Here is a 19,974-nt window from a genome sequence, read left to right as displayed (position 1 = left end):
TCAGGCAGCGCCTTTTTAGAAGGTGCTGCCTGTTTTTTTTCTACAGTCAAATGGAAATTGTCCTTTGTAGTACTGAAAAATCAGCGAACATGGATGATACATGATTACCCTGCCTTCTCTTTTTCACTCTATACCAACCAACACTATAACTTCTTCATAGCGATCCTTTTCTTTTTTTAAAAGTGGTTTGGGGCGCTTATGGAATCGTTCATGGTTACCCTACTTCCATTGAAATTTAGAAAACGGGCACTATGGACGCTTCATGGGCTGCCCTGACTTCTCATCAATGTGCTTATGAAAAATCTTACATAGTTATTCTTATCCCAACCATGGGAAAAATTATAAAAGGATCTACATACAATCAATCCACCAAAAACAAAAAAGCAAGGGCCTATTACTGCCCTTGCTTTCCGTTTTACAACTAACAGAAACCCCTCAATTAATTGCTGATTAAAACGTCACTTAAATGAGCATACCGGCAATTGCGGCACTTAACAAGGATGCAAGCATCCCTGCTGCTATAGCACGCATACCAAGGCGGGCAATGTCGCCTCTGCGGTTTGGAGCAAGATTGCCAAGTCCTCCGAGCAGAATTCCCAGTGAGGAAAGGTTTGCAAACCCACACAATGCAAAGCTCACGACTGCTACCGTTTTTGGAGTTAGCTCCCCTATTTGAGGCGCGAAGGAAGCATAGGCAACAAATTCATTCAGAACAAGCTTTTGACCTATAAATCCGCCCGCCTTGACTGCTTCTTCCCATGGCACACCCACTGCAAAAGCTAATGGCGCAAACACAAATCCCAGAATCCGCTCAAGGGTTATGCCCTCAACATTAAACAGATTGCCAATTCCACCTAATATCCCGTTAACTAAGGCAATAATGGCGATGAACGCCAACAGCATTGCTCCCACATTCAGTGCCAGCTGAAGACCGACACTTGCACCACTTGCTGCGGCCTGAATGACATTGGCGGACTCCTCATCACGCTCCATATCTAAGCTCTCGTTCGTTTGCGGTTTTTCCGTTTCCGGCATCATGATCTTTGCCAGTACAAGTCCTGCAGGGGCAGCCATGAAACTGGCTGCAAGCAGATACTCAAGAGGGACACCCAGCAACGAATAGCCAACCAGCACTGAGCCGGCTACGGAAGCAAGTCCGCCAACCATAACCGCAAAAAGCTCGGATTGAGTCAGCTTTGCAATGTATGGCTTAATGACAAGCGGAGCCTCTGTCTGGCCGACGAAAATATTGGCAGCCGCCGATAGAGATTCTGCATTGCTGGTGCCTAATAGTTTTGCCAGTCCCCCGCCAAGAATTTTAATAATCCACTGCATGATTCCTAAATAATAAAGCACCGAAATCAGCGACGAGAAGAAGATTATGATTGGCAAAACTTGAAAAGCAAAAATGGAACCAACATTCTCGGCCTGGAAAATCCCTCCGAACAGGAAATTAACACCCTCATTCGCATACCCTATAACCGATTGGACACCTAATGAAACTTGCTTCAGAGCTTCACGTCCAGTCTCCCATTTCAGGACTATAAAAGCAAAAATAAACTGGATAGCCAGTCCCCCAAGGACCGTTCGGAGCTTAATTGCCTTCCTGTTGGCCGAAAGCAGCAGAGCGATTGCCAAAACTGTAATAATTCCTAGTAAACCCCATAAATAATTCAAGTCGGTCACCTCAGTAGTATCTTGTTGTTTTTTTACGAGAAATATACGAAATGCAGTTTCGAAATTGTTCCCGAAGAACGGCGGGCAGGAAAAAACAAGGGTAATTAATGTTTAGTCCTGCTTAGCGACAGCCGCTATCACTACTAAACCGACTAAACAATTGCAAACGTCTTATGGCAGAATTTAAATGCGAAAAAACTTGGTTAACATTGAATAGGTGCAGACAAATTGGCATTAACTTTCCTCAGCCTTGTCCAATAAAAACTTAGCGGTAAATTGGTCAGTAATCAGGATATTTGCATATCCACCCTTCAGTGCTCCGTAAATTCCTTCAATTTTATTCGCTCCGCCAGCAACCAGAATAGAGCTCTCCTTAGTTTTTAGTTCCTCAAGATTTATTCCGAGAGTTCTTTCATTTAACTCCTGGCTGCAAATCCTCCCATCCCGGTCAAAAAACCTTGAACAAATGTCACCCACAGCACATCCATTTAAAAAGGCTAAATCCCTCTCAGTAAAATAGCCCAGCTTAAAGAGAAGAGATTCTGGATTCACTGTTCCAATCGTAAAAATAGCAATGTTGGCCTGCTTTCCTAAATCCATAATTTCGCGAATATGGCGGTCGGCTTCCATTGCTTGTTTAACGACAACCTGGTCGACAATGGCAGGCAAATATAAATGATGAGGAGTGCTGTTAAACGCTTTCCCAAACAAATAGAGTATTTCTGAAGCATACGTATTTGTTTCAGAATAGCTGATGCCGCCTTTTAACTGTACCACCTTTACATCACGGACAAACTTTTGCTTTAGCTCGATTGCGACATGATATAAAGTCGTCCCCCAGGTAACCCCAATAATATCTTCGTCCTTGACACTTTCATTTAGATAGTTTGCCGCTGCATGCCCCAGATAATTTTTTATCAGGTTTTCTTCGTATTGAGGAATCGGCACGACTCTTGCCTGTTTTAATCTAAAGGTTTCCCTTAGTTTCCGGGACAGATTCTCCGCCTCTGCGGTCGGGTCCATGATTTTAATCTGGACAATCCCTTCACTTTTTGCCTGCTGGAGAAAGCGGGAAACCGTTGGCCTGGATACCCCCAGTGTCTTGGCAATCTCGCTTTGAGTGTAGTCTAATAAATAGTAAAGCTTCGCCGCTTCGATTATTTTCTGGAACTTTTCATCTCTTTCCAATCCACATCACCCTGCATTTCGATTTGAAAGCACTAACCAGTTTACCTTTGAATTTTTCTTTTGTAAAATCAAAACTAAACATTTGTAATATCAAATGTATTAAGAAGATTTCAAACCAAAAAAATGGGGCAATCTACATCTGGAGAGAGCTTTTTTAATAGCAAACCAGTCTCAATAAAATAACTAAAAAATACCTCTCTCCTGCATATACAGGCAAAGAGGCACTTCTTCATCCATTTTTATTTCATTCAAGAAGATAAAAGAATAAGAACTTCTTGAGGCCCTTTTGCCACACATCTGACCAGAACACCCAAAATAGATACCTTTCTGCACGTCAATCGCTGTGCGGTAAAATAATTGAATTTGTCGCCGCTGTTCGTACTAACTCATCCTCATTTACTTTCCCCTTCAAATTAGAGGCAGAACGGGCTCTTATCACCGCTTTACGTTACCTTCCCTTGCGATTTCAAGGAGGACAGGACTCCTATCACCCTCTTACGTTACCTTTCCTTGCGATTTCAAGGAGGTCAGGGCTCGTATAATCCTCTTACGTTACCTTTTCTTGCGATTTCAAGGAGGTCAGGGCTCGTATAATCCTCTTACGTTACCTTTTCTTGCGATTTCAAGGAGGTCAGGGCTCGTATCACCCTCTTACGTTACCTTTCCTTGCAATTTCAAGGAGGAAAGGGCTCGTATCACCCTCTTACGTTACCTTTCCTTGCAATTTCAAGGAGGAAAGGGCTCATATCACCCTCATACGTTACCTTCCCTTGCGATTTCAAGGAGGTCAGGGCTTATATAATCCTCTTACGTTACCTTTCCTTGCGATTTCAGGAGGTCAGGGCTCATATAATCCTCTTACGTTACCTTTCCTTGCGATTTCAAGGAGGTCAGGGCTCATATAACCCTCTTACGTTACCTTTCCTTGCGATTTCAGGAGGTCAGGGCTCATATCACCCTCTTACGTTACCTTTCCTTGCGATTTCAAGGAGGACAGGGCTCATATAGACCAGTTACGTTACCTTCCTCGCGAGATCAAGGAGGTCAGAGCACGTTTAACCCTCTTACGTTACCTTCCCCCGCGAATTAAAGGGGAAGGGATTTTATCACCGATTTACAATAAATCCATGCCGTTTCATTCAGCCACTCATTACTCTTCCCACTCTATTCCCCTATGATTCTTTAAAACTACATAGCGTTCGTACCGCCATCGACGACAATAATTTCTCCTGTGATAAAATCTGATGCAGGTGCAGCAAGGAACAGAGCCACTCCCTTCAGATCATTTTCAGTTCCAAATTTCCTAAGCGGCGTTCCTTCAAGAATTGCTTCCCCTCTTTTGTCCAAAATTCCCTTTGACATTTTAGTAGGAAAGAACCCGGGTGCAATGGCATTTACATAAATGCCCCGGGGCCCCCATTTAACTGCAAGGTCTTTTGTAAAAGAAATCACCGCCCCTTTGCTCGCATTGTACCCAATCGCATTCATGACTTCGGGGCTGGATCCCTTTAGACCCGCAACGGATGCTATATTTATAATCTTGCCTGCCCCTTGTTCCAGCATTACCTTGCCAACAGCCTGGGACATTAGAAAGGTTCCGGTTACATTGACATCCATCACTTTTTTCCAGGCTTCCAGCGGCATATCCTCAACCGGCGCCCCCCAGGAAGCACCACTGTTGTTGACTAGGATATCGATGCGGCCAAATTTATCCACGGCCGCCTGCACCACCCTGTCTACCTCCTCCTGGTTTGAAACATCACATTTCAAGGCCAAAGTCCCTGTCCCTAATTTACCCAATTTCGCAGCCACCTCGGCGCAGGCCGCCTCCTTCCGAGAACAGAGAACAACATTCGCACCTGCTTCGGCGAATCCTTCAGCAATTTGTTCCCCTAATCCTCGGCCGCCCCCGGTTACAATCGCTGTCTTCCCTGTCAAATCGAATAATTCTCTTATATGCATGTATACCTGCCTCCTCTCACTTGTATTTTTCTAATTCGTAACGGGCAATTGCCCGGCGGTGGACTTCATCAGGTCCGTCGGCGAGGCGGAGCGTCCGGATATTTGCCCAGCTTGATGCTAATGGAAAATCCTCGCTGACACCCGCTGCCCCAAAAGCCTGGATGGCCCGGTCAATTACTTTAAGTGCCATATTGGGAGCCACCACTTTAATCATGGCTATCTCGGCCTTTGCTTCCTTATTTCCAACCTTGTCCATCATATAAGCAGCCTTTAAAGTAAGAAGCCTTGCCTGTTCAATTTCAATCCTGGAATCAGCTATCCACTCCTTTATGACCCCCTGGTCGGCCAGCTTCTTCCCAAAGGCAGTTCTGCTTTGGACCCGCTTGCATAATTCCTCAAGCGCCCGCTCGGCAGCACCGATTGTCCTCATGCAATGATGGATTCGCCCTGGACCAAGCCTTCCCTGGGCAATGGCAAAACCCTTTCCTTCTCCCCAAAGCATGTTGCCAGCAGGTACACGGACATTTTTATATTCAATCTCAGCGTGGCCATGGGGAGCATGGTCATAGCCAAAAACAGGTAAAAGTCTCTTTACGGTGACTCCGGTAGTATCAAGCGGCACGAGAATCATCGACTGCTGTTTATGCTTCTCGGCATCCGGGTTGCTCTTACCCATGACAATCGCGATTTTACAACGGGGATCCCCTGCCCCGGAGGACCACCATTTTATACCATTGATGACATACTCATCTCCATCCCTGACAATGCTTGCCTCGATATTGGTTGCATCTGAGGATGCCACATCTGGTTCAGTCATGGAGAAGCAGGAACGAATTTCTCCATTGAGAAGGGGCTTGAGCCATTTTTTCTTATGCTCTTCTGTTCCGTACCGAGCAAGGACTTCCATGTTTCCAGTGTCCGGCGCTGCACAATTGAAAACCTCGGGAGCTATGCTGGACCGCCCCATAATTTCACAGAGCGGTGCATATTCCAGGTTAGTCAGACCTGCTCCATATTCACTCTCAGGTAGAAACAGATTCCATAACCCTTGCTCCCGGGCCTTTTGTTTGAGCTCCTCTATAATCGGAGGAATTGATGCAAAACGCTCCCCAGGATTAAGCTGGTCATAGTATAGCCGTTCATTAGGATACACATAGTCATCCATGAACTGGCTTAATTTTTGCTGGAGCTCCTTCACTTTATCAGAATAGGTAAAGTTCATATTTGACACTCCCTCACTTTTCATTTCGACTAATTTCAATATGTAATTTACAGACATTGACTTTTATGAGGGCATATTTTAGAGGGGTGTTATGCTTTGTTGGATCAGTCAGTTTAAAAATGAACAGGATGGAAGCAGCAAGCTCTTCGCTTATTAGCTGCCTCACCGCTCCACAGGAAAGATCATATTAAATTCATTGTAATTGGCTTCCTTTCCTGAAATGCAAAGGCTAGGTCTGTTTGACAGCCGGTTTATAGAGTGGATAGACAACCTTGCCTTTTAGGACAGGGCCTCCCTCCTGATTAATCGCCTGTACCTCAAAGCTCATCCTGTTTTCCACCCTTTCCTTCAGCTCAGCCTTCAGAGTAATTACATCACCCAAAAAAACCATTCCTCGGAATCGAATACTGTAATCCTGTATGAATCCTTCTTCATAATACGGGGTAAACAGCTTGGCCAAATTGCCCATCGTCCACATTCCATGGGCAATGATGCCCGGCAATCCTGCCTTCTTAGCTTCCTCGTCAATGGTATGGATGGGATTAAAATCCCCAGAGGCCCCTGCATATTTAATCAAGTCAATGCGCGTGACCGGTCGAAGCTGTATGTCTTCCAAAGCATGTCCGACAATCATCTCTGCCATCTTTGTCATAGCTTCAGCAGCCTCCTGACGGCTTCTGTTATAATGACTACAGATTTTGAAGTGAAAATCGTTCTTCCATTTCTGTCCTCGCCATTGTTTTCCAGCACGAGAAAACCCATTTCGCCATGGGCGCCATTTTTTTCATAGTAATCCGTGATTTTTGTATAGCAGTAGACATCCTCACCTACTAAAAGCGGCCGTTCATAATGATAGGCCTCCTCCCCATGGATCAGTCCCTTGTTCGGCAGCTTCAAGCCATCTATATGACCGTAATCGAACACCCTGGGGTATGTCGGCGGAGCAATATTTACCTGGTATCTGGACCTTTTTCCTGTTTCCTCATCGATATAGATCGGATGCATGTCACCGATGGCTTCGGCGAACTTTTTTACCGCACCGCGTTCAACCGTATTTTTAACCTTGATTGAGGCTTTTCCAATCAAATCCTTCAACATGTTTTCCTCCCTCACTTTTATTTTCAGGTTTTTGGCCCCCCAGCGACATAAATGACCTGGCCATTGACGAAAGATGATTTCTCATCTGCAAAAAATGCAACAGCATTGGCAATATCCTCTGGTTTCCCGCTCCGGCCGACTGGTATTTGTGCAACGCTTGCCTTTACCAAATCATCAAAGGAAATGCCGATCCTTCTTGCCGTTTCCCTTGTCATATCCGTTTCAATAAAGCCAGGTGCCACTGAATTGGTTGTAATTCCGTATTTTCCAAGTTCAATCGCCAGGGTCTTGGTAAATCCCTGCAAGCCTGCCTTGGCCGTTGCATAGTTTGCCTGCCCTCTGTTTCCAAGGGCAGATGTAGACGAAATATTGATGATCCGTCCATATTTTTTGTCCACCATGTACTTTTGAACCGCCCGGGTCGCAAGGAAGGAACCTTTTAAATGGACATCCATTACCGTTTCCCAGTCACTGTCAGTCATTTTAAACAGAAGATTGTCCTTAATAACTCCCGCATTGTTCACCAAAATATCAATGGAACCTAATGTTTCATTAATTTCCTTTACAGCTGCCTCTACCTGCTCGGCATTGGTCACACTCGCAACCTTAGAAAATACTTCATACCCTCGTTCCCGCAATTCTGCTGTCGTTTCGCTGAGGGCTTCCTCGTTCAGATCAATGAAGGCAACCTTGGCCCCCTCCTGCGCAAACATTTCTACAATGCCTTTGCCAATTCCTCTGCTTCCCCCTGTTACAAAAGCTACTTTTCCAGAAAACCTTCCCTCCATGCCTTTTCCTCCTTCACTCTAGTAAACTACCTAAATTATATGAACGGTCTAAACTATAGATGACCCATGAACAGATTTAATATGGTGCTTTTTTTCATGATCCCGAGCGTCCCAAAGCTTTCCGGGTGGAGGTCCGCCATGTTTACTTTCAACGGAAAACCTGTTTTTCATAGGGTGTGGATCAGACCGAAATGATTTTCCCTTATAAGGATCAAGAGGTTGGTAAAGCACATCATAAGCAAATTTGTTAAATATTCAAATAAGAACCAAGAGCAAGTTAGCCTACATACTAACCAGTAGGTATGCTATCTTTATTCTATTTTGAACTTTCTGAAAACACAAGTGCTAACTTAAAGAAATATAACTATTTTCACTTAACAATCCCTTCCGCGCCTAAGCGCTTCTTTCATTTACCTCTACTCATCCTTTCTAAAAACTATTTCAGCCTTTCTTCATGTTTATCCTGTTTTATACTTATCCGCCTTGCACCTGTCCTCTTCAGTAAAAGCTTTCTCAATGAACATAAATTTTCACCTCGAATGCCCTCCACTTGGTCTCTGTCCTCCTTTTACACATGGAGAGCTCCCTTAAACCGTGACAGGAGGCACTTAAACAGAAAAAAAGAGCAGAGGATTTCTCCTCTACTCGTGATTGCCACTTAGGCATCCATTACTTCTACCTTTTCCATTGTATCTCCATTTTTCATAGCCTTAACTGTATCCATACCTGATGTAACCTTACCAAACACTGTATGTACTCCATTTAGATGAGGCTGAGGCTCGTGTACAATAAAGAACTGACTTCCTCCTGTATCCTTTCCTGCATGAGCCATGGAAAGGCTGCCCTCTACATGCTTATGTGGATTACCTTCTGTTTCGCATTTAATTGTATAGCCAGGCCCACCTGCTCCAGTACCTGTTGGGTCTCCACCCTGAGATACAAAACCTGGGATTACCCTGTGGAAAGTTACTCCATTATAGAATCCTTCATTCGCAAGTTTTTCAAAGTTTGCGACTGTGCCAGGCGCTTCATTTGGGTATAATTCAAATTCGATTTTGTCTCCGTTTTGCATTTGTATGTAACCTTTTTTAGCCATCCAAATCATCTCCTTGTTTTTAAATCACAGCTATCATACCATTATTTCTATTAAAAATAAAAGCACGATGCTTTTAAGTTATTAACCAGCGGGGCACAGTATCCATTGAAATTGCATCATAAAGACTTTTGTGGATAAATAGCACAACTGCCGAAATTAAGGCTGAACTTCGGCAAGGTCTATTACACCGAATTGGCTGTATTTCTCCATGCGATATGTGATATACTATAAATGCCCCTTCCGAACATTCGCTTGTTGCGGGACACTTAACCACTGTACGGACGGAAGGGGCCCTGCTTTTGCGGGATTTTATTACATAAGTTCACCCAGCAGGGATTACTGCTGGGTCTTTATTTTTTTAAAGGGACTAGCTGGCGGTAGATCTCTACAATTTCATCCAGCTTCATTCTGACAAGCCCGCTTGAAGACGGAGCAACAAAATCGGTGGTTCCATGCACTGTGGATTCCTCTTGCGGCCCCCACTCTACCGACTTTTTGCCGCTGTATTCCTGGTACACCCCTTTTCCCACAAAGCAGGCAATCCTGGGACGATAGAATTCGAGCTTTTTTCGCAGTTCAGCTCGGCCTTCCCGATACTCTTCTTTCGTAATTTCGTCTGCCGCCTTTGTCGGCCGGGCAACAATATTGGTTAATCCGTAGCCAATGTCCAGTAATGTATAATCTTCAACAGGATCATATTTACGGGAAGTCAGCCCTGCCTCAAAAAGGATTTTCCAAAAGCGGTTGTTTGGATTTGCATAATGGTGCCCCGTTTCCCCTGACCTGATGCTTGGATTAAATCCGATAAAAACAATGTCCAGTCCCTTTCTCAGGTGATCCCCGATTCCCTCCATTTTCATGCCTCCCAACACTTACCTTTAGACAACCATTGTAAAATAATTCGTTTGTCAGTTCCAAGAAAAGAGATTGAGGCTGTTTTTTTCGTATATGTTTTTAAATATTTTATAATGAAAAGCCAGCTCATCAAAACAAATCTTTTCCGAGTCCTCAGGTGAATAGGAATCAAGAAAAGCATGCATTAAATCCTCATCCTGGTGATCCATGATGCCTGTAATCCAAATTTTATAATGGTGTTTCTCGTATACTGCACTCCAGCCAGCCTGCTCAAACAAATCCTCTAATTTACAATTTCTCATCACGATCCTCCTTAGCATCTTTTTCCTTCCCAGTTTGGCCTAATTCACTTCGCAATAACGATTTATGCGTAACTTAGGCATTATAGGGAAAAGTACCTGTAAAAGAAAGGAGTGTTTGCATTGAACGAACATCGGGAGAAAATAGAAGGATCGGCTGCAGATACAACAAACTTGAATGAAGAAAACCACAGTCTTGTCTGCAGCGATGAGCTGTTTTACAAAGGCTTGCGTGCGGTTGCTGAAGATAGTGAAAGAGAGGATAACGAAGCCTAATCATTTTTATTTGACTGATTGACAGTTCCATTTATTGCTTATGGAGCTGTTTTTTTTTGAGTGCAGCCACCAATTTCAGTTCCCATTCTGGTAAGCTCTTTTAACTTGTGGAACTCTTTCGGGTCTCCAAAGCCTGCTTGGCCCCTTGCCCTTCGCGGACTTATTTCACAATCCCCCTATAAAAAACCCTTAATCAGTCGATCACTAATTTTACTATACTGCCTTCCGCTCCATAAAACGCAAAAAAGGTTCCCCATTACCGGGAAACCTTTCTAGATACTAAAGTTATCTTTCTCCATAGCTTTCTTCACGCGTCTCTTCTTTTTCAAGATACCAGTTCTTAACTTGAGTAAGGATGGAGAACAGCAGGAAGAAGTTCATTGCCCACACACTGATAAATGGAGAAATCCCGCCAAATTCAATGGTATGATAGCCTTTTAGCTGCATAACGATATACGATTCAATAAACACGAGAATAAATCCACCTATACCAGCAAAAGACATACGAACCATTTCATTCAGCCCCTAATTTCAATTATTTGTTAAGGCAATGATACCGCATTCATATATCCAACGCAATAAAAATTGTTCAAATTCCTGACAAAATCTTTAATCAATTCTGTGAAAAAACTAAAAAAAGGTGGAACTTTTTTAACTTTTATGTTAAATTTATAATTTTACTTAAACACGTTATAACTCCGTTCCCACTAAACTGCCCTTATCCAGTTAGTTAAAGAGAGCTGACGGACAAGATACTCACGGCAAGTTTATCCTTGCAGGTTATTTTTGAGCCGTATTGCATCCAGAAACCCTCCGGCATCCTGTTTTCTGCAAAGCAGCGTAATCTTTAATTTTAAATCAGCAAATAAAAATGGATGCCATTTAAGACATCCATAAATATACAGCCAGATTAAATTCTGATTCTCGATTTTTTTTGTTTTAGCATAACTTCATATGACTTTTCGATGATGTCGGTTAAGACATCGCCTTTATATATTCTGCCAATCTTTGTGTTATCCTGATAATATTCAACAATTTCATCTAATTTATCTGATGTTTCTTTTGTAACTCTGACATTCAGCTGGATTCTTCCATTATCAGCCATTTGATCTGTCACCTCTCTGCGCAGCACTTGCTAGCAAGTCACTATCTTAGTGATAGTCGTTCGATAGATTTCGCTATATTCCTACCCCTGTCAACATTCTTTTATTTTATCATACAAATTCTTTTTATGTGAATGAATGATGCAGGTTTATCTTAAAAAGAAAAAAACAGGTCAGCAAGTCTTAGGTGACCTATCAAATAGCTTCTTCTATGCAGTCCACTCTAGGACTGCCTCCCCTGCCCCGTAAGATAGTACAAAAACCAGACGGCATGTTGCTGCTCGTCTGCTGCTGCTCTGCGAAAAGCCCTCTGTATTGCCGGGTCCTGGCTCTCTTCAGCGATATCCAGGTAAAAATCAACCGTTTCCTGTTCATCTCTAAAGGCAAATTCAAGCCCTCTTCGATAGTTTTCCGGACATTCTTCACTCAGTTTCGGTGTCGGCTGTCTTCCAGTCAGCTGCCGATAAAATTGGGAAAATTCCCGTAAATGCCTTGCTTCATCCTGCCTGATCTCCTGGATCTGCTTTTTTTCCTGTGCAGACTTCGCTAAAATGGCCAGTCTCTCATAGCATTGTACGGCGCTGTATTCACCATTTATTGCCCTCTGCAGGTCTCTGACCAGCTTTTCGTTTTGCCTGTATTGCATACGGTAGTCATAATACGGATACACACCTCTAGCCTCCCTTTTATTAGTTTTTTTATCCTATGTTGAAACCGCATGTTCAGAGCCTATACATATTTTGAAGGGTTACACGGCAAATTAAGATCAGGAGGTGCTGGGAATGGAGCCAATAAGACCAGGCAGCAAGAAGATGCCGGACTTCGATGAATTGGAAGACCGCCTAATCGCAAATGCCACGCCAAAACCAACTCTTGTCATTAAAACCAATTTGGACCCTAAGGACTCAACAGTCGATAATCCCTACTATCGAAACACTGAGCTGACTGACACTGAAAGATTCCGGGATTACTTTGAGGAGCGGAAAGAATAATGGAAAAAACATTAGCTTATCTAAGGGAAACCCTGTCAAACTATACGGAAAAAGACCCGGTCAGCGTAACGCTCATGAATATGATTGAAAATGGTAATTACTCCTCCGAGGGAGCTTTGGTCCGTGATTTAACCTTCGAACAAAATGACTACCTAAACAAGATTCTCCAATGGGAAATCGAGTATGCCAAAAACGAGCAGGATGAACAAAGGGCCCGTCAGCTCAACGAAGTGTTCGAACTTTTATTCTAACAAAGCACAAGCTGGAATCTTTCCGGCTTGTGCTTTTTATTGGAAGCCTTTGTTAGTTTCATGAAAAAAATGGTTATTTGTTCATTCTTCCGTACATTTTATACTATAATTGGTGATACGGTTATAATGGGTCATGGAGGTTTTTTATGAACAGATTAGGTCTTTTTGTCTATCAGTACAGAAAAGCTGTCATCATTTTATGGACATTCATCATTTTGGGATTTGGATTTTTTGCCTTAAAGCTTCCGACAGTTCTCAGCGGAAATGGATTTGAATTTGACGGTGAGTATAATCAAACAAAAACCCTCCTCGAAAAAGACTTTCATCACCCTCGGTCCAGTATCATTGTTTTATTTGAAAAAGAGGAACATATTAGTGAAGAAAATTTCCACTCCTATATTGAGGATTCTCTCACTTCTGCCGGGAAACTTCCTGGAGTCGACGGTATAATAACCCCCTTTGACCAGGAAGGAATGCTCAGGGAGAAGTTGGCCTACGGCTTGTTAACGTTTGATAAAGATTCGGCGGACATGGGAGATGATGTGGCAAATCTTCGTTCTTTGCTAAAAGACAGTGAAGGCATCGATGTCTCAATCACTGGCGAACCTGTGATCGTTAAGGATTTAAACCAGGCCAGCCAGGAGGACCTCGCTAAAGCTGAAATGATTGGCTTGCCAATTGCTCTGATTGTACTAATATTTGCTTTTGGAGGATTAGCTGCCGCGGGAATTCCCCTGCTTGTAGGTGTTTTGTCCATTCTTACAACAATGGGAATTGTCTATTTTTACAGCTATTCCTTTGACTTGACCATTTTCATTCTGAATATTGTTCCCATGATCGGCCTTGCACTCAGCATTGATTTCGCCCTTCTGCTAATCAATCGATTTAAAGAAGAAATAAAGGAGAAATCGACCCAGGAAGCCGTCAAAGTGACGGTGATAACAGCAGGCAGGTCTGTCATTTTTTCAGGACTCTGCGTTTTTATCGGTCTCATGGGCCTTTTGTTTATTAAAATAGACATATTCCAGAATGTTGCCTTGGGGGGAATGACCGTTGTCCTCGTTTCCGCGCTTTCAGCCATTACGTTTCTTCCTGCCCTGTTAAGCGTCCTCGGCCCAAAGATCCATTCCCTTCCAATCCTTAAAGCGAACCGTAATAAAGACGGGATCTGGAGCAAATTTGCCCATTTTGTCATGAAGCGGCCTGCAGCCATGTCACTGCTCGCACTCGTTTTACTAATTACCGCACTCCTCCCTGTTAAGGATATGGAGCTTACTGTGCCAGGCATTGATGCTCTCCCGACCTCTTATGAATCAAGAAAAGCATATGACGTCTATCAACAAGAATTCTTTGCCGAGGAGGAAGCAGAGGAGAATAAGGTTGTTGTGGTGATTGAAACAAAGAAGGATGTACTTGAAAAAAGCTCCCTGGAGGATGCGGAATCCATCCTTAAAGAGATAGAGAATGATGATCAGGTGCATTCGGTCAAATCCTTATTTTCTGCATCGGGGATTGAGGAGACCGATTCCCTCCTGGCGGCTCTCTCCCAGCAGGAAAGTCCGCTGAGAAAGGCAACTGAAGCGTATGTTTCAGGCAACAAAATGCTTGCCAATGTCTATCTGAAAGATGATTTATCTTCTGGCGAGAAGCAGGCTTGGGTCCGGACATGGGCGGAAGAAGACTTTCCGGCAAAAGTCTATCTTGGGGGCACCGCAAAATTCGAACAGGAAATATTTGACGAAATCTACGAGAAAACACCCCAGGGGCTAGCCTTAATCCTGATTTCGACCTTTATGATCTTAATGGTTGCATTTCGGTCGGTCTTAATTCCTGTAAAAGCAATATTGATGAACGTACTAAGCCTTTGCGCTACTTTTGGAATTGTGGTGTGGATTTTCCAGGAAGGCCATCTGATTTCCGATCCTGTTTCCATCGCCCTGATCCTGCCTGTATTCGTATTCAGCCTTGTGTTCGGACTCTCAATGGATTATGAAGTGTTTTTGATTTCCCGCATCCATGAATACTATCAGGATACTCAAAATAACGATTACGCGACATTGACCGGGCTGATTTCCACAAGTAAGATCATTTCTTCAGCTGCAGCGATTATGATTGTGATTACAGGGGCATTTGCTTTTACAGGTGTCATGCCAGTAAAACAATTAGGAGTCGGGATTGCTTTAGCCATATTTATAGACGCCAGTATTGTCAGGATGATTTTAGTGCCGGCATTGATGAAGTTGCTGGGAGATTGGAATTGGTGGTTTTTTGGGTTAGAAAAGAAAATGAAGGCAAAAGAAAAAGGATGATGAAATCATCCTTTCAATTTGTCGACAAAAGGGGTTCGGAATGCTCTTATTCCGAACCCCTTTATTTATTGAGTTTTCACTTTAGGGCAGATCATTATCGGACCTTCCATGTCCAATTGGCCATCTTTTTCAGATTCAAGGCAGCGAAAGTAAGCATCGCCTGCATCGACAACTTTTTAAGTCCCCTAAGGATTGTCCATCGCATTCAATGCTTTTCTTTTGCATCTGCGAATATTCGCTCAATGGTTTCTTTCCGTTTCGAATAAATGTCTTTTACTTCTCGTTTATGCCTAGGTGGTCCACTTCATCCACATACCCTTGCCATCTATGGAGTGACACCTTTTGATATTTCGAACCAAATGGTCCTGCGGAACAAGTTGGTCTAAAGCGACCATCTCTAATTGATCTCGTTGGATATGATTGTTTTTCGAAAGCATCTATATCACTCAAATGTAGTTGTGTTTATTTTAAAATAGACTTCGTTATATTTCCACATAAAGGTTAGAAGCCCTGTTGATTGGAGTGGAAGGCGCGCAGACTCCTGCGGGATCAGCTGGACAGCTGAGACCCCGCAGGAGCTTGCGACGAGAAGGCTCAGCGCCAGCCCGGCGGAAAGCGAAGCGCCTGGAATGGAAATCAACAGCCCCATGTATACTCCAATGCAAAAAAGGACTATAGACAAGCCCAATTTTCATCGAGTTTGTCTACAGTCTGATAGGATAATGAAATCATCCTTTTCTTTGTTTTAGGAAGAAGCCAAACGTTCATCCTGTACACTGTTTCCTTCCCCCATTTTCTCCCGATGATAAACAGCATTGATTTCACCGCCGATTACGAGTGCCAAACCTGTCAGGAACAGCCAGAGCATCAAGACAATAACGCCTCCTAGGCTGCCGTATGTTGCCGAGTAGTTCCCGAAGTTGCTGACATAAAAGGAGAAACCAAGAGAAATCAGCTGCCAGATGACTGTTGCGAATATGGCTCCCGGGATCACATGCTTCCAGGGATAATGCTTGTTTGGTGCAATTCGATAGAGCAAGGACAGTACGCCAACCATGACGACGATCGCAACAACCCAGCGCATTACTCGAATAATAAGTTCAAATTTAGCCGGGACAGGAATAATGGACTGAACCAGATCAAGCAGTACCCTTCCAAATACCGGAAGCAGCAAGGCCACAACAAATGCCAGGATGAGTCCAAGGGTCAAGAGAATGGAAATCAATCGAGACTTGATGAAGGATCGTGTCTCTTTTACGTCAAAGGCATCATTCATCGCCTTCATAAAGGCGTTCATTCCGTTTGAAGCTGACCAGATGGTACCGATGATCCCAAATGTTAAAAGCCCGCCATTCCGCTGGCTGATAATATTTAAGATATTATCCTTAAAGATTTGGGCAGTTTCCGGCGGCATGACAGTATTGACAAAATTCACCGCTTTTTCCGGCTGGATATTCAGATACGGTACAATTGCAACCAATAGAATCATCATCGGAAAAAGCGCAAGCATATAATAATATGCTTGCTGGGCAGCAAGCCCTGTTGCCCTGTCTTTCTTTATCTCCTTAAAGATTTTTTTGCCGTACAGTAACATTTTTTCTTTCATCTTCTCCACCTCATTTTTTAACAAGCTTGTTTCCCCTCCTTTTCCCGTCTTTCCGATATACTAATCTCTTTGCTAAAAGTTTCCGCTATGGGATCGAGAAAAAAGCCGCGTTGCTTCAGATCCACGCGCTGTGATAGCACAACGAGTATGGGTTTGCTAAATTTTTATACAAGACCATACACCTCTGTCCTGGTTGTTCAGTTAATATCAACCTCTAAAATCTCTGTTCCAACTCGGCCCCCTGCTGTTCTGATAACGATTTATACTTCAGGTAAATCTGTAACAGCTGCTTCAAAATAAAAAAACAGCTGCAAGAATTTGCGGCTGTTCTAATCTGGTAATCCCTATTCTTTATCTTTATCTTCCTCAACATAAGGGTCATGCTCGAATGCCGGCAGATCGCCGAATGTAGTCATAATGCCCTCTTCATCAAGTTCATTTTCATACTTTTCATGCTGCAGATTCGGATACACGGTAATTTCTTTTCCTTCAATGTCGGTGCCAATGAAGTTTTCATAATCCTCAACATATCCTGTGTTTTCCTCCGACTCAGTGTACATATCATTGTAGTGGTCAGGAGGATAGTAAAAATCAGACGGGGTTTCCGAGGTCCCGTAGCTTGCTACATCCTGCCAGGAATCTTCAGCATCATAAGCCTCTGTTTCATCCTGAATATCCATATCAAACTTCCCAAACGGAGGCATTAAAACACCCTCTTCAATCGGCCGGTTTGTTGAGATGGTCTGGTCTGGTGTATGTTCGACGCAAAAAGTCGTTTCAGGAATCGCCTCGAGACGTTCATAAGGGATGTCTTTGCCACAAACTTCGCATTTTCCATAATTCCCCTTCTCAATGGCCTTAAGTGCCTTGCCAATGTTTTCAAGCTGATATTCATAATGCTGGTGCAGCGCAACATCTTTTTCACGTTCATATAGCTCTGTTCCTTCATCGGCAGGATGGTTGTCATAACTCGATAATTCCCCCATCGATTCATGGAAATGGCCCCTCTCCAGATCAAAATGGTCATTATTCTTCCCGTGTTCTTCCAGCTCCTGCCTTGACTTAAGCAATTGACTCTTTAAAGATTCCAGTTGCCCATTAGTTAGCATAATCACCTGCTCCTTTCTATAGGCGGTTTTTATTAGTATGAAGCAAAATTAATATTTCATGAATGGAAAAACTCCTTCCTCAATCGTATAAATGGGATACTGGTCCATTTTTACGAACCGTTCATACCATATAAGAAACAAATAAGGAGGAATCAGCAGTGGGCTTATATGTCAATCGCAAAACCCCGGGAATTTTCCAAAAGAAACATATTAAAAATTTTGAAAACAACCAGTACATTTTCCACGAAAATTACTTAAAAACCATTATGGACGAACAGCGGGAGCTAAACAGGCAACTTGCAGATTCTGCTTCAAAATCAGCTGCACATAACGAGGCTTATGTCCGGGAGCTTATCAATCAAAGAGATATACAGGAATCTATGGTATACAGCTTAAACACATTGGCTGACTCGGCCACGAAATCAGCTGAAAACAATGATGTTTGTATCAAAGGGCTGCTGAATCAAATCGCCTTTCAGGAAACACTTTTACAGAATATAAACAGAAAATTGCAGGAGTATGACCAAACCTCTGCGGCACTCTTCGACCAGCTGAAGAAGCAGGAAAAAATGAAAGATGCAATTGACAGGCAATTTGACTTACAGGATGTTTATCATACCACCTTAATGGATCGTTTTGACGATCTTGCCGCTGCCAATAGCAAAACGGACAGAAAACTTGAACATCTTACATCCGTCATGTTTGAAAGAGCCTCTCACCTCTCTGAAAAATTAGACGATCAATTTAAAAAGCTTGCCAGTTTTATCCTTAGTTTAATTATAAAACCAAAGAATAAACCGGACATGAACTTTGACAGTCTGGATAACAAGAAAAATATTATGTAATCCTTGATTCAGGTCATATTTTCCAGTTTATTCCCATCGTAAAGGGGAAGGAAGTAGGTAAACATAAAAAATAAGCTGCCTCCTGAAATGGAGACAGCCTTATGCCATCAATTTAATTAATTAGTCAATGATTGTAACTTTAACTTGCTTTCTTCCCCATTCAATTGCATCACTTTGATTAGGAATAAAGACATCAATTTTGTTTCCTTTGATTGCTCCGCCTGTATCGGAGGCCGTTGCGTATCCATAGCCCTGTACATGAACTTTGGTCCCTAATGGGATGACAGAAGGATCAACTGCAATAACCTTCTGATTCGGATTTGCTTTCAGGTCAACTCCTGTGGCAGTTGTTCCTGAACAGCCTTTACAATCGGCTGTGTACGCCGTAGCAGATACAGTGATTTCTTTCGAATCTGATGCAGTGTCAGCAGCAGGAGCTGGATTGCTAGCTTGAGGTTTCGCCTCTGCTTGAGGTTTGGCCACTACTTGTGGTTTCGCCTCTGCTTGAGGTTTGGCCACTACTTGTGGTTTCGCCTCTGCTTGAGGTTTGGCTGCAGGTTTTGCCTGCGCTTGAGAATCAGTACCCAATACCTTATTTTCTTCCTGTACGTTTGCACTTGCGGCTTGTACAGAATTATTGTCTGAACGATCAGTGTAGATGACCAAATCCAAACCAGGGTGGATGACATCTGATGAAAGCTTGTTCCATTTCATCAAATCTTCAACAGAAACCCCATAGACCTTGGCAATATTCCAGAGTGAATCTCCTTTACTTACAAGGAGATGCTTAACAGGTGATATTTCCAGAGAATCATTTGGATGAATCACATCACTTGATAAATTATTCCATTTTTTAATTGAATCTACTGAAACCCCGTACTCCTTAGAAAGCTTCCAAAGTGTGTCTCCCTTATGTACGACGATTTCTTCTGCCTGCGCATTGACGCCGGCAGCTCCGGAAATTGCCGCTGCAGCAATCAATGATAATAATGTTTTCCTCATTTGTTTGCCTCCCTCGGCTCGTTTTCTCAACGTAGATAATCGTAACATAGAATTTGCTGAGAAAAAGAACAGGGAGATATTAAATAGATTACGAGAATAACAGATATATAACGATAGGATTTCTTTTAGACTGAATATTCAGTTAATAATTAAGATTAAAACCAAAACACCCTTCAAGTTATTTTACTATGATTTTATATAACCTCTACTCAATGTTTGCTTCCCTAAAAAATGACTGATCCTTTTAAAAATAATCGTTCATTTTCCTCCTAAAGTAAATCTTTTCCTAATAACGG

General features: G+C 42.9%; 22 protein-coding genes and 1 pseudogene. 5 read left to right on the top strand and 18 right to left on the bottom strand.

What is annotated here, in order from left to right; translation table 11 throughout:
• Positions 1-462: 462 nt before the first annotated feature.
• The 10 genes from EV146_RS11870 to EV146_RS11825 form a co-directional block, all read right to left on the bottom strand.
• The gene (locus EV146_RS11870) at positions 463-1,677 is read right to left on the bottom strand and encodes a NupC/NupG family nucleoside CNT transporter (protein ID WP_121612246.1); all 1,215 of its coding nucleotides are present in this window, start codon (positions 1,675-1,677) and stop codon (positions 463-465) included.
• 234 nt (positions 1,678-1,911) lie between these two features.
• Positions 1,912-2,865 carry a sugar-binding transcriptional regulator gene (locus tag EV146_RS11865; RefSeq protein ID WP_132006212.1) on the bottom strand — a complete coding sequence of 318 codons (954 nt, stop codon included), beginning with the start codon at positions 2,863-2,865 and terminating at the stop codon, positions 1,912-1,914.
• A gap of 1,188 nt (positions 2,866-4,053) precedes the next feature.
• Complete coding sequence (locus EV146_RS11860; protein ID WP_132006210.1) at positions 4,054-4,827, bottom strand: SDR family oxidoreductase; 774 nt, start codon at positions 4,825-4,827, stop codon at positions 4,054-4,056.
• Positions 4,828-4,843: 16 nt separating this feature from the next.
• Positions 4,844-6,049: an acyl-CoA dehydrogenase gene (locus EV146_RS11855; RefSeq protein WP_132006207.1), complete on the bottom strand. Its 1,206-nt coding sequence runs from the start codon at positions 6,047-6,049 to the stop codon at positions 4,844-4,846.
• A gap of 229 nt (positions 6,050-6,278) precedes the next feature.
• Entirely contained in the window at positions 6,279-6,701 is a 423-nt protein-coding gene (locus EV146_RS11850) for a MaoC/PaaZ C-terminal domain-containing protein (protein ID WP_132006204.1), read from the bottom strand.
• Positions 6,698-7,147 (bottom strand): MaoC family dehydratase N-terminal domain-containing protein, encoded by a 450-nt coding sequence (locus EV146_RS11845; protein ID WP_132006201.1) that lies wholly within the window; start codon positions 7,145-7,147, stop codon positions 6,698-6,700. Before EV146_RS11845 ends, EV146_RS11850 begins: the two co-directional genes overlap by 4 nt.
• A 23-nt stretch (positions 7,148-7,170) precedes the next feature.
• Positions 7,171-7,935 carry a 3-oxoacyl-ACP reductase FabG gene (gene fabG / locus EV146_RS11840; RefSeq protein WP_132006198.1) on the bottom strand — a complete coding sequence of 255 codons (765 nt, stop codon included), beginning with the start codon at positions 7,933-7,935 and terminating at the stop codon, positions 7,171-7,173.
• Between the two features lie 658 nt (positions 7,936-8,593).
• Complete coding sequence (locus EV146_RS11835) at positions 8,594-9,031, bottom strand: peptidylprolyl isomerase (protein ID WP_121612239.1); 438 nt, start codon at positions 9,029-9,031, stop codon at positions 8,594-8,596.
• A gap of 350 nt (positions 9,032-9,381) precedes the next feature.
• A complete protein-coding gene (gene mug, locus EV146_RS11830) occupies positions 9,382-9,885 on the bottom strand; it encodes a G/U mismatch-specific DNA glycosylase (protein ID WP_132006195.1) in 504 nt (167 codons plus the stop codon).
• A 54-nt stretch (positions 9,886-9,939) separates the two neighbouring features.
• A complete protein-coding gene (locus EV146_RS11825) occupies positions 9,940-10,188 on the bottom strand; it encodes a hypothetical protein (RefSeq protein ID WP_132006192.1) in 249 nt (82 codons plus the stop codon).
• Between the two features lie 120 nt (positions 10,189-10,308).
• On the opposite strand from EV146_RS11825, the gene EV146_RS27010 reads away from it, so the two are divergent.
• Positions 10,309-10,461: a hypothetical protein gene (locus tag EV146_RS27010; protein ID WP_158287080.1), complete on the top strand. Its 153-nt coding sequence runs from the start codon at positions 10,309-10,311 to the stop codon at positions 10,459-10,461.
• Positions 10,462-10,746: 285 nt separating this feature from the next.
• On the opposite strand, the gene EV146_RS11820 is transcribed toward EV146_RS27010, so the two are convergent.
• The 3 genes from EV146_RS11820 to EV146_RS11810 all read right to left on the bottom strand — a co-directional run bounded on the left by EV146_RS11820 (position 10,747) and on the right by EV146_RS11810 (position 12,234).
• Positions 10,747-10,974, bottom strand: coding sequence for a hypothetical protein (locus EV146_RS11820; RefSeq protein ID WP_121612236.1), 228 nt, complete (start codon positions 10,972-10,974; stop codon positions 10,747-10,749).
• 397 nt (positions 10,975-11,371) lie between these two features.
• Entirely contained in the window at positions 11,372-11,566 is a 195-nt protein-coding gene (locus EV146_RS11815; protein ID WP_121612235.1) for a hypothetical protein, read from the bottom strand.
• Positions 11,567-11,787: 221 nt separating this feature from the next.
• Positions 11,788-12,234 (bottom strand): ferritin-like domain-containing protein, encoded by a 447-nt coding sequence (locus tag EV146_RS11810; protein ID WP_132006189.1) that lies wholly within the window; start codon positions 12,232-12,234, stop codon positions 11,788-11,790.
• Between the two features lie 112 nt (positions 12,235-12,346).
• Here EV146_RS11810 and EV146_RS11805 point away from each other — a divergent pair, with 112 nt between their 5' ends.
• The 3 genes from EV146_RS11805 (at position 12,347) to EV146_RS11795 (ending at position 15,116) form a co-directional block, all read left to right on the top strand.
• Entirely contained in the window at positions 12,347-12,556 is a 210-nt protein-coding gene (locus EV146_RS11805; RefSeq protein WP_121612233.1) for a hypothetical protein, read from the top strand.
• A complete protein-coding gene (locus EV146_RS11800; RefSeq protein WP_121612232.1) occupies positions 12,556-12,807 on the top strand; it encodes a sigma-G-dependent sporulation-specific acid-soluble spore protein CsgA in 252 nt (83 codons plus the stop codon). Before EV146_RS11805 ends, EV146_RS11800 begins: the two co-directional genes overlap by 1 nt.
• Before the next feature lie 146 nt (positions 12,808-12,953).
• Entirely contained in the window at positions 12,954-15,116 is a 2,163-nt protein-coding gene (locus tag EV146_RS11795) for an MMPL family transporter (protein WP_132006186.1), read from the top strand.
• A 94-nt stretch (positions 15,117-15,210) separates the two neighbouring features.
• On the opposite strand, the pseudogene EV146_RS11790 reads toward EV146_RS11795, so the two are convergent.
• The 4 genes and pseudogenes from EV146_RS11790 to EV146_RS11775 all read right to left on the bottom strand — a co-directional run.
• Positions 15,211-15,446 (bottom strand): annotated as a pseudogene (locus EV146_RS11790) (transposase); the annotation flags it as partial.
• Between the two features lie 112 nt (positions 15,447-15,558).
• Complete coding sequence (locus EV146_RS27005; protein ID WP_181215864.1) at positions 15,559-15,765, bottom strand: hypothetical protein; 207 nt, start codon at positions 15,763-15,765, stop codon at positions 15,559-15,561.
• A gap of 96 nt (positions 15,766-15,861) precedes the next feature.
• The gene (locus tag EV146_RS11780; RefSeq protein ID WP_132006183.1) at positions 15,862-16,722 is read right to left on the bottom strand and encodes a YihY/virulence factor BrkB family protein; all 861 of its coding nucleotides are present in this window, start codon (positions 16,720-16,722) and stop codon (positions 15,862-15,864) included.
• 344 nt (positions 16,723-17,066) lie between these two features.
• Positions 17,067-17,831: a TraR/DksA C4-type zinc finger protein gene (locus tag EV146_RS11775; RefSeq protein ID WP_132006180.1), complete on the bottom strand. Its 765-nt coding sequence runs from the start codon at positions 17,829-17,831 to the stop codon at positions 17,067-17,069.
• Positions 17,832-17,989: 158 nt separating this feature from the next.
• Here EV146_RS11775 and EV146_RS11770 point away from each other — a divergent pair, with 158 nt between their 5' ends.
• Positions 17,990-18,676 carry a hypothetical protein gene (locus EV146_RS11770; RefSeq protein ID WP_132006177.1) on the top strand — a complete coding sequence of 229 codons (687 nt, stop codon included), beginning with the start codon at positions 17,990-17,992 and terminating at the stop codon, positions 18,674-18,676.
• Positions 18,677-18,796: 120 nt separating this feature from the next.
• Here EV146_RS11770 and EV146_RS11765 read toward each other — a convergent pair whose 3' ends face one another.
• Positions 18,797-19,678 (bottom strand): LysM peptidoglycan-binding and 3D domain-containing protein, encoded by an 882-nt coding sequence (locus EV146_RS11765; protein ID WP_132006174.1) that lies wholly within the window; start codon positions 19,676-19,678, stop codon positions 18,797-18,799.
• Between the last annotated feature and the right edge of the window lie 296 nt (positions 19,679-19,974).

This window comes from Mesobacillus foraminis (assembly GCF_004340465.1).
In the GTDB taxonomy this organism is placed as follows: domain Bacteria; phylum Bacillota; class Bacilli; order Bacillales; family Cytobacillaceae; genus Mesobacillus_B; species Mesobacillus_B foraminis.
Note: the sequence above shows the minus strand (reverse complement) of the source record. Positions and strands in the feature narration are given on the sequence as shown.

What these genes read in the sequence shown, in the direction of transcription:
- EV146_RS11860 (WP_132006210.1), bottom strand. Translation starts at nt 4,827, where the DNA reads ATGCATATAAGAGAATTATTCGATTTGACAGGGAAGACAGCGATTGTA.
- EV146_RS11855 (WP_132006207.1), bottom strand. Translation starts at nt 6,049, where the DNA reads ATGAACTTTACCTATTCTGATAAAGTGAAGGAGCTCCAGCAAAAATTA.
- EV146_RS11850 (WP_132006204.1), bottom strand. Translation starts at nt 6,701, where the DNA reads ATGACAAAGATGGCAGAGATGATTGTCGGACATGCTTTGGAAGACATA.
- EV146_RS11845 (WP_132006201.1), bottom strand. Translation starts at nt 7,147, where the DNA reads ATGTTGAAGGATTTGATTGGAAAAGCCTCAATCAAGGTTAAAAATACG.
- fabG (WP_132006198.1), bottom strand. Translation starts at nt 7,935, where the DNA reads ATGGAGGGAAGGTTTTCTGGAAAAGTAGCTTTTGTAACAGGGGGAAGC.
- EV146_RS11835 (WP_121612239.1), bottom strand. Translation starts at nt 9,031, where the DNA reads ATGGCTAAAAAAGGTTACATACAAATGCAAAACGGAGACAAAATCGAA.
- mug (WP_132006195.1), bottom strand. Translation starts at nt 9,885, where the DNA reads ATGGAGGGAATCGGGGATCACCTGAGAAAGGGACTGGACATTGTTTTT.
- EV146_RS11825 (WP_132006192.1), bottom strand. Translation starts at nt 10,188, where the DNA reads ATGAGAAATTGTAAATTAGAGGATTTGTTTGAGCAGGCTGGCTGGAGT.
- EV146_RS11820 (WP_121612236.1), bottom strand. Translation starts at nt 10,974, where the DNA reads ATGGTTCGTATGTCTTTTGCTGGTATAGGTGGATTTATTCTCGTGTTT.
- EV146_RS11815 (WP_121612235.1), bottom strand. Translation starts at nt 11,566, where the DNA reads ATGGCTGATAATGGAAGAATCCAGCTGAATGTCAGAGTTACAAAAGAA.
- EV146_RS11805 (WP_121612233.1), top strand. Translation starts at nt 12,347, where the DNA reads ATGGAGCCAATAAGACCAGGCAGCAAGAAGATGCCGGACTTCGATGAA.
- EV146_RS11800 (WP_121612232.1), top strand. Translation starts at nt 12,556, where the DNA reads ATGGAAAAAACATTAGCTTATCTAAGGGAAACCCTGTCAAACTATACG.
- EV146_RS11795 (WP_132006186.1), top strand. Translation starts at nt 12,954, where the DNA reads ATGAACAGATTAGGTCTTTTTGTCTATCAGTACAGAAAAGCTGTCATC.
- EV146_RS27005 (WP_181215864.1), bottom strand. Translation starts at nt 15,765, where the DNA reads ATGGGGCTGTTGATTTCCATTCCAGGCGCTTCGCTTTCCGCCGGGCTG.
- EV146_RS11780 (WP_132006183.1), bottom strand. Translation starts at nt 16,722, where the DNA reads ATGAAAGAAAAAATGTTACTGTACGGCAAAAAAATCTTTAAGGAGATA.
- EV146_RS11775 (WP_132006180.1), bottom strand. Translation starts at nt 17,831, where the DNA reads ATGCTAACTAATGGGCAACTGGAATCTTTAAAGAGTCAATTGCTTAAG.
- EV146_RS11765 (WP_132006174.1), bottom strand. Translation starts at nt 19,678, where the DNA reads ATGAGGAAAACATTATTATCATTGATTGCTGCAGCGGCAATTTCCGGA.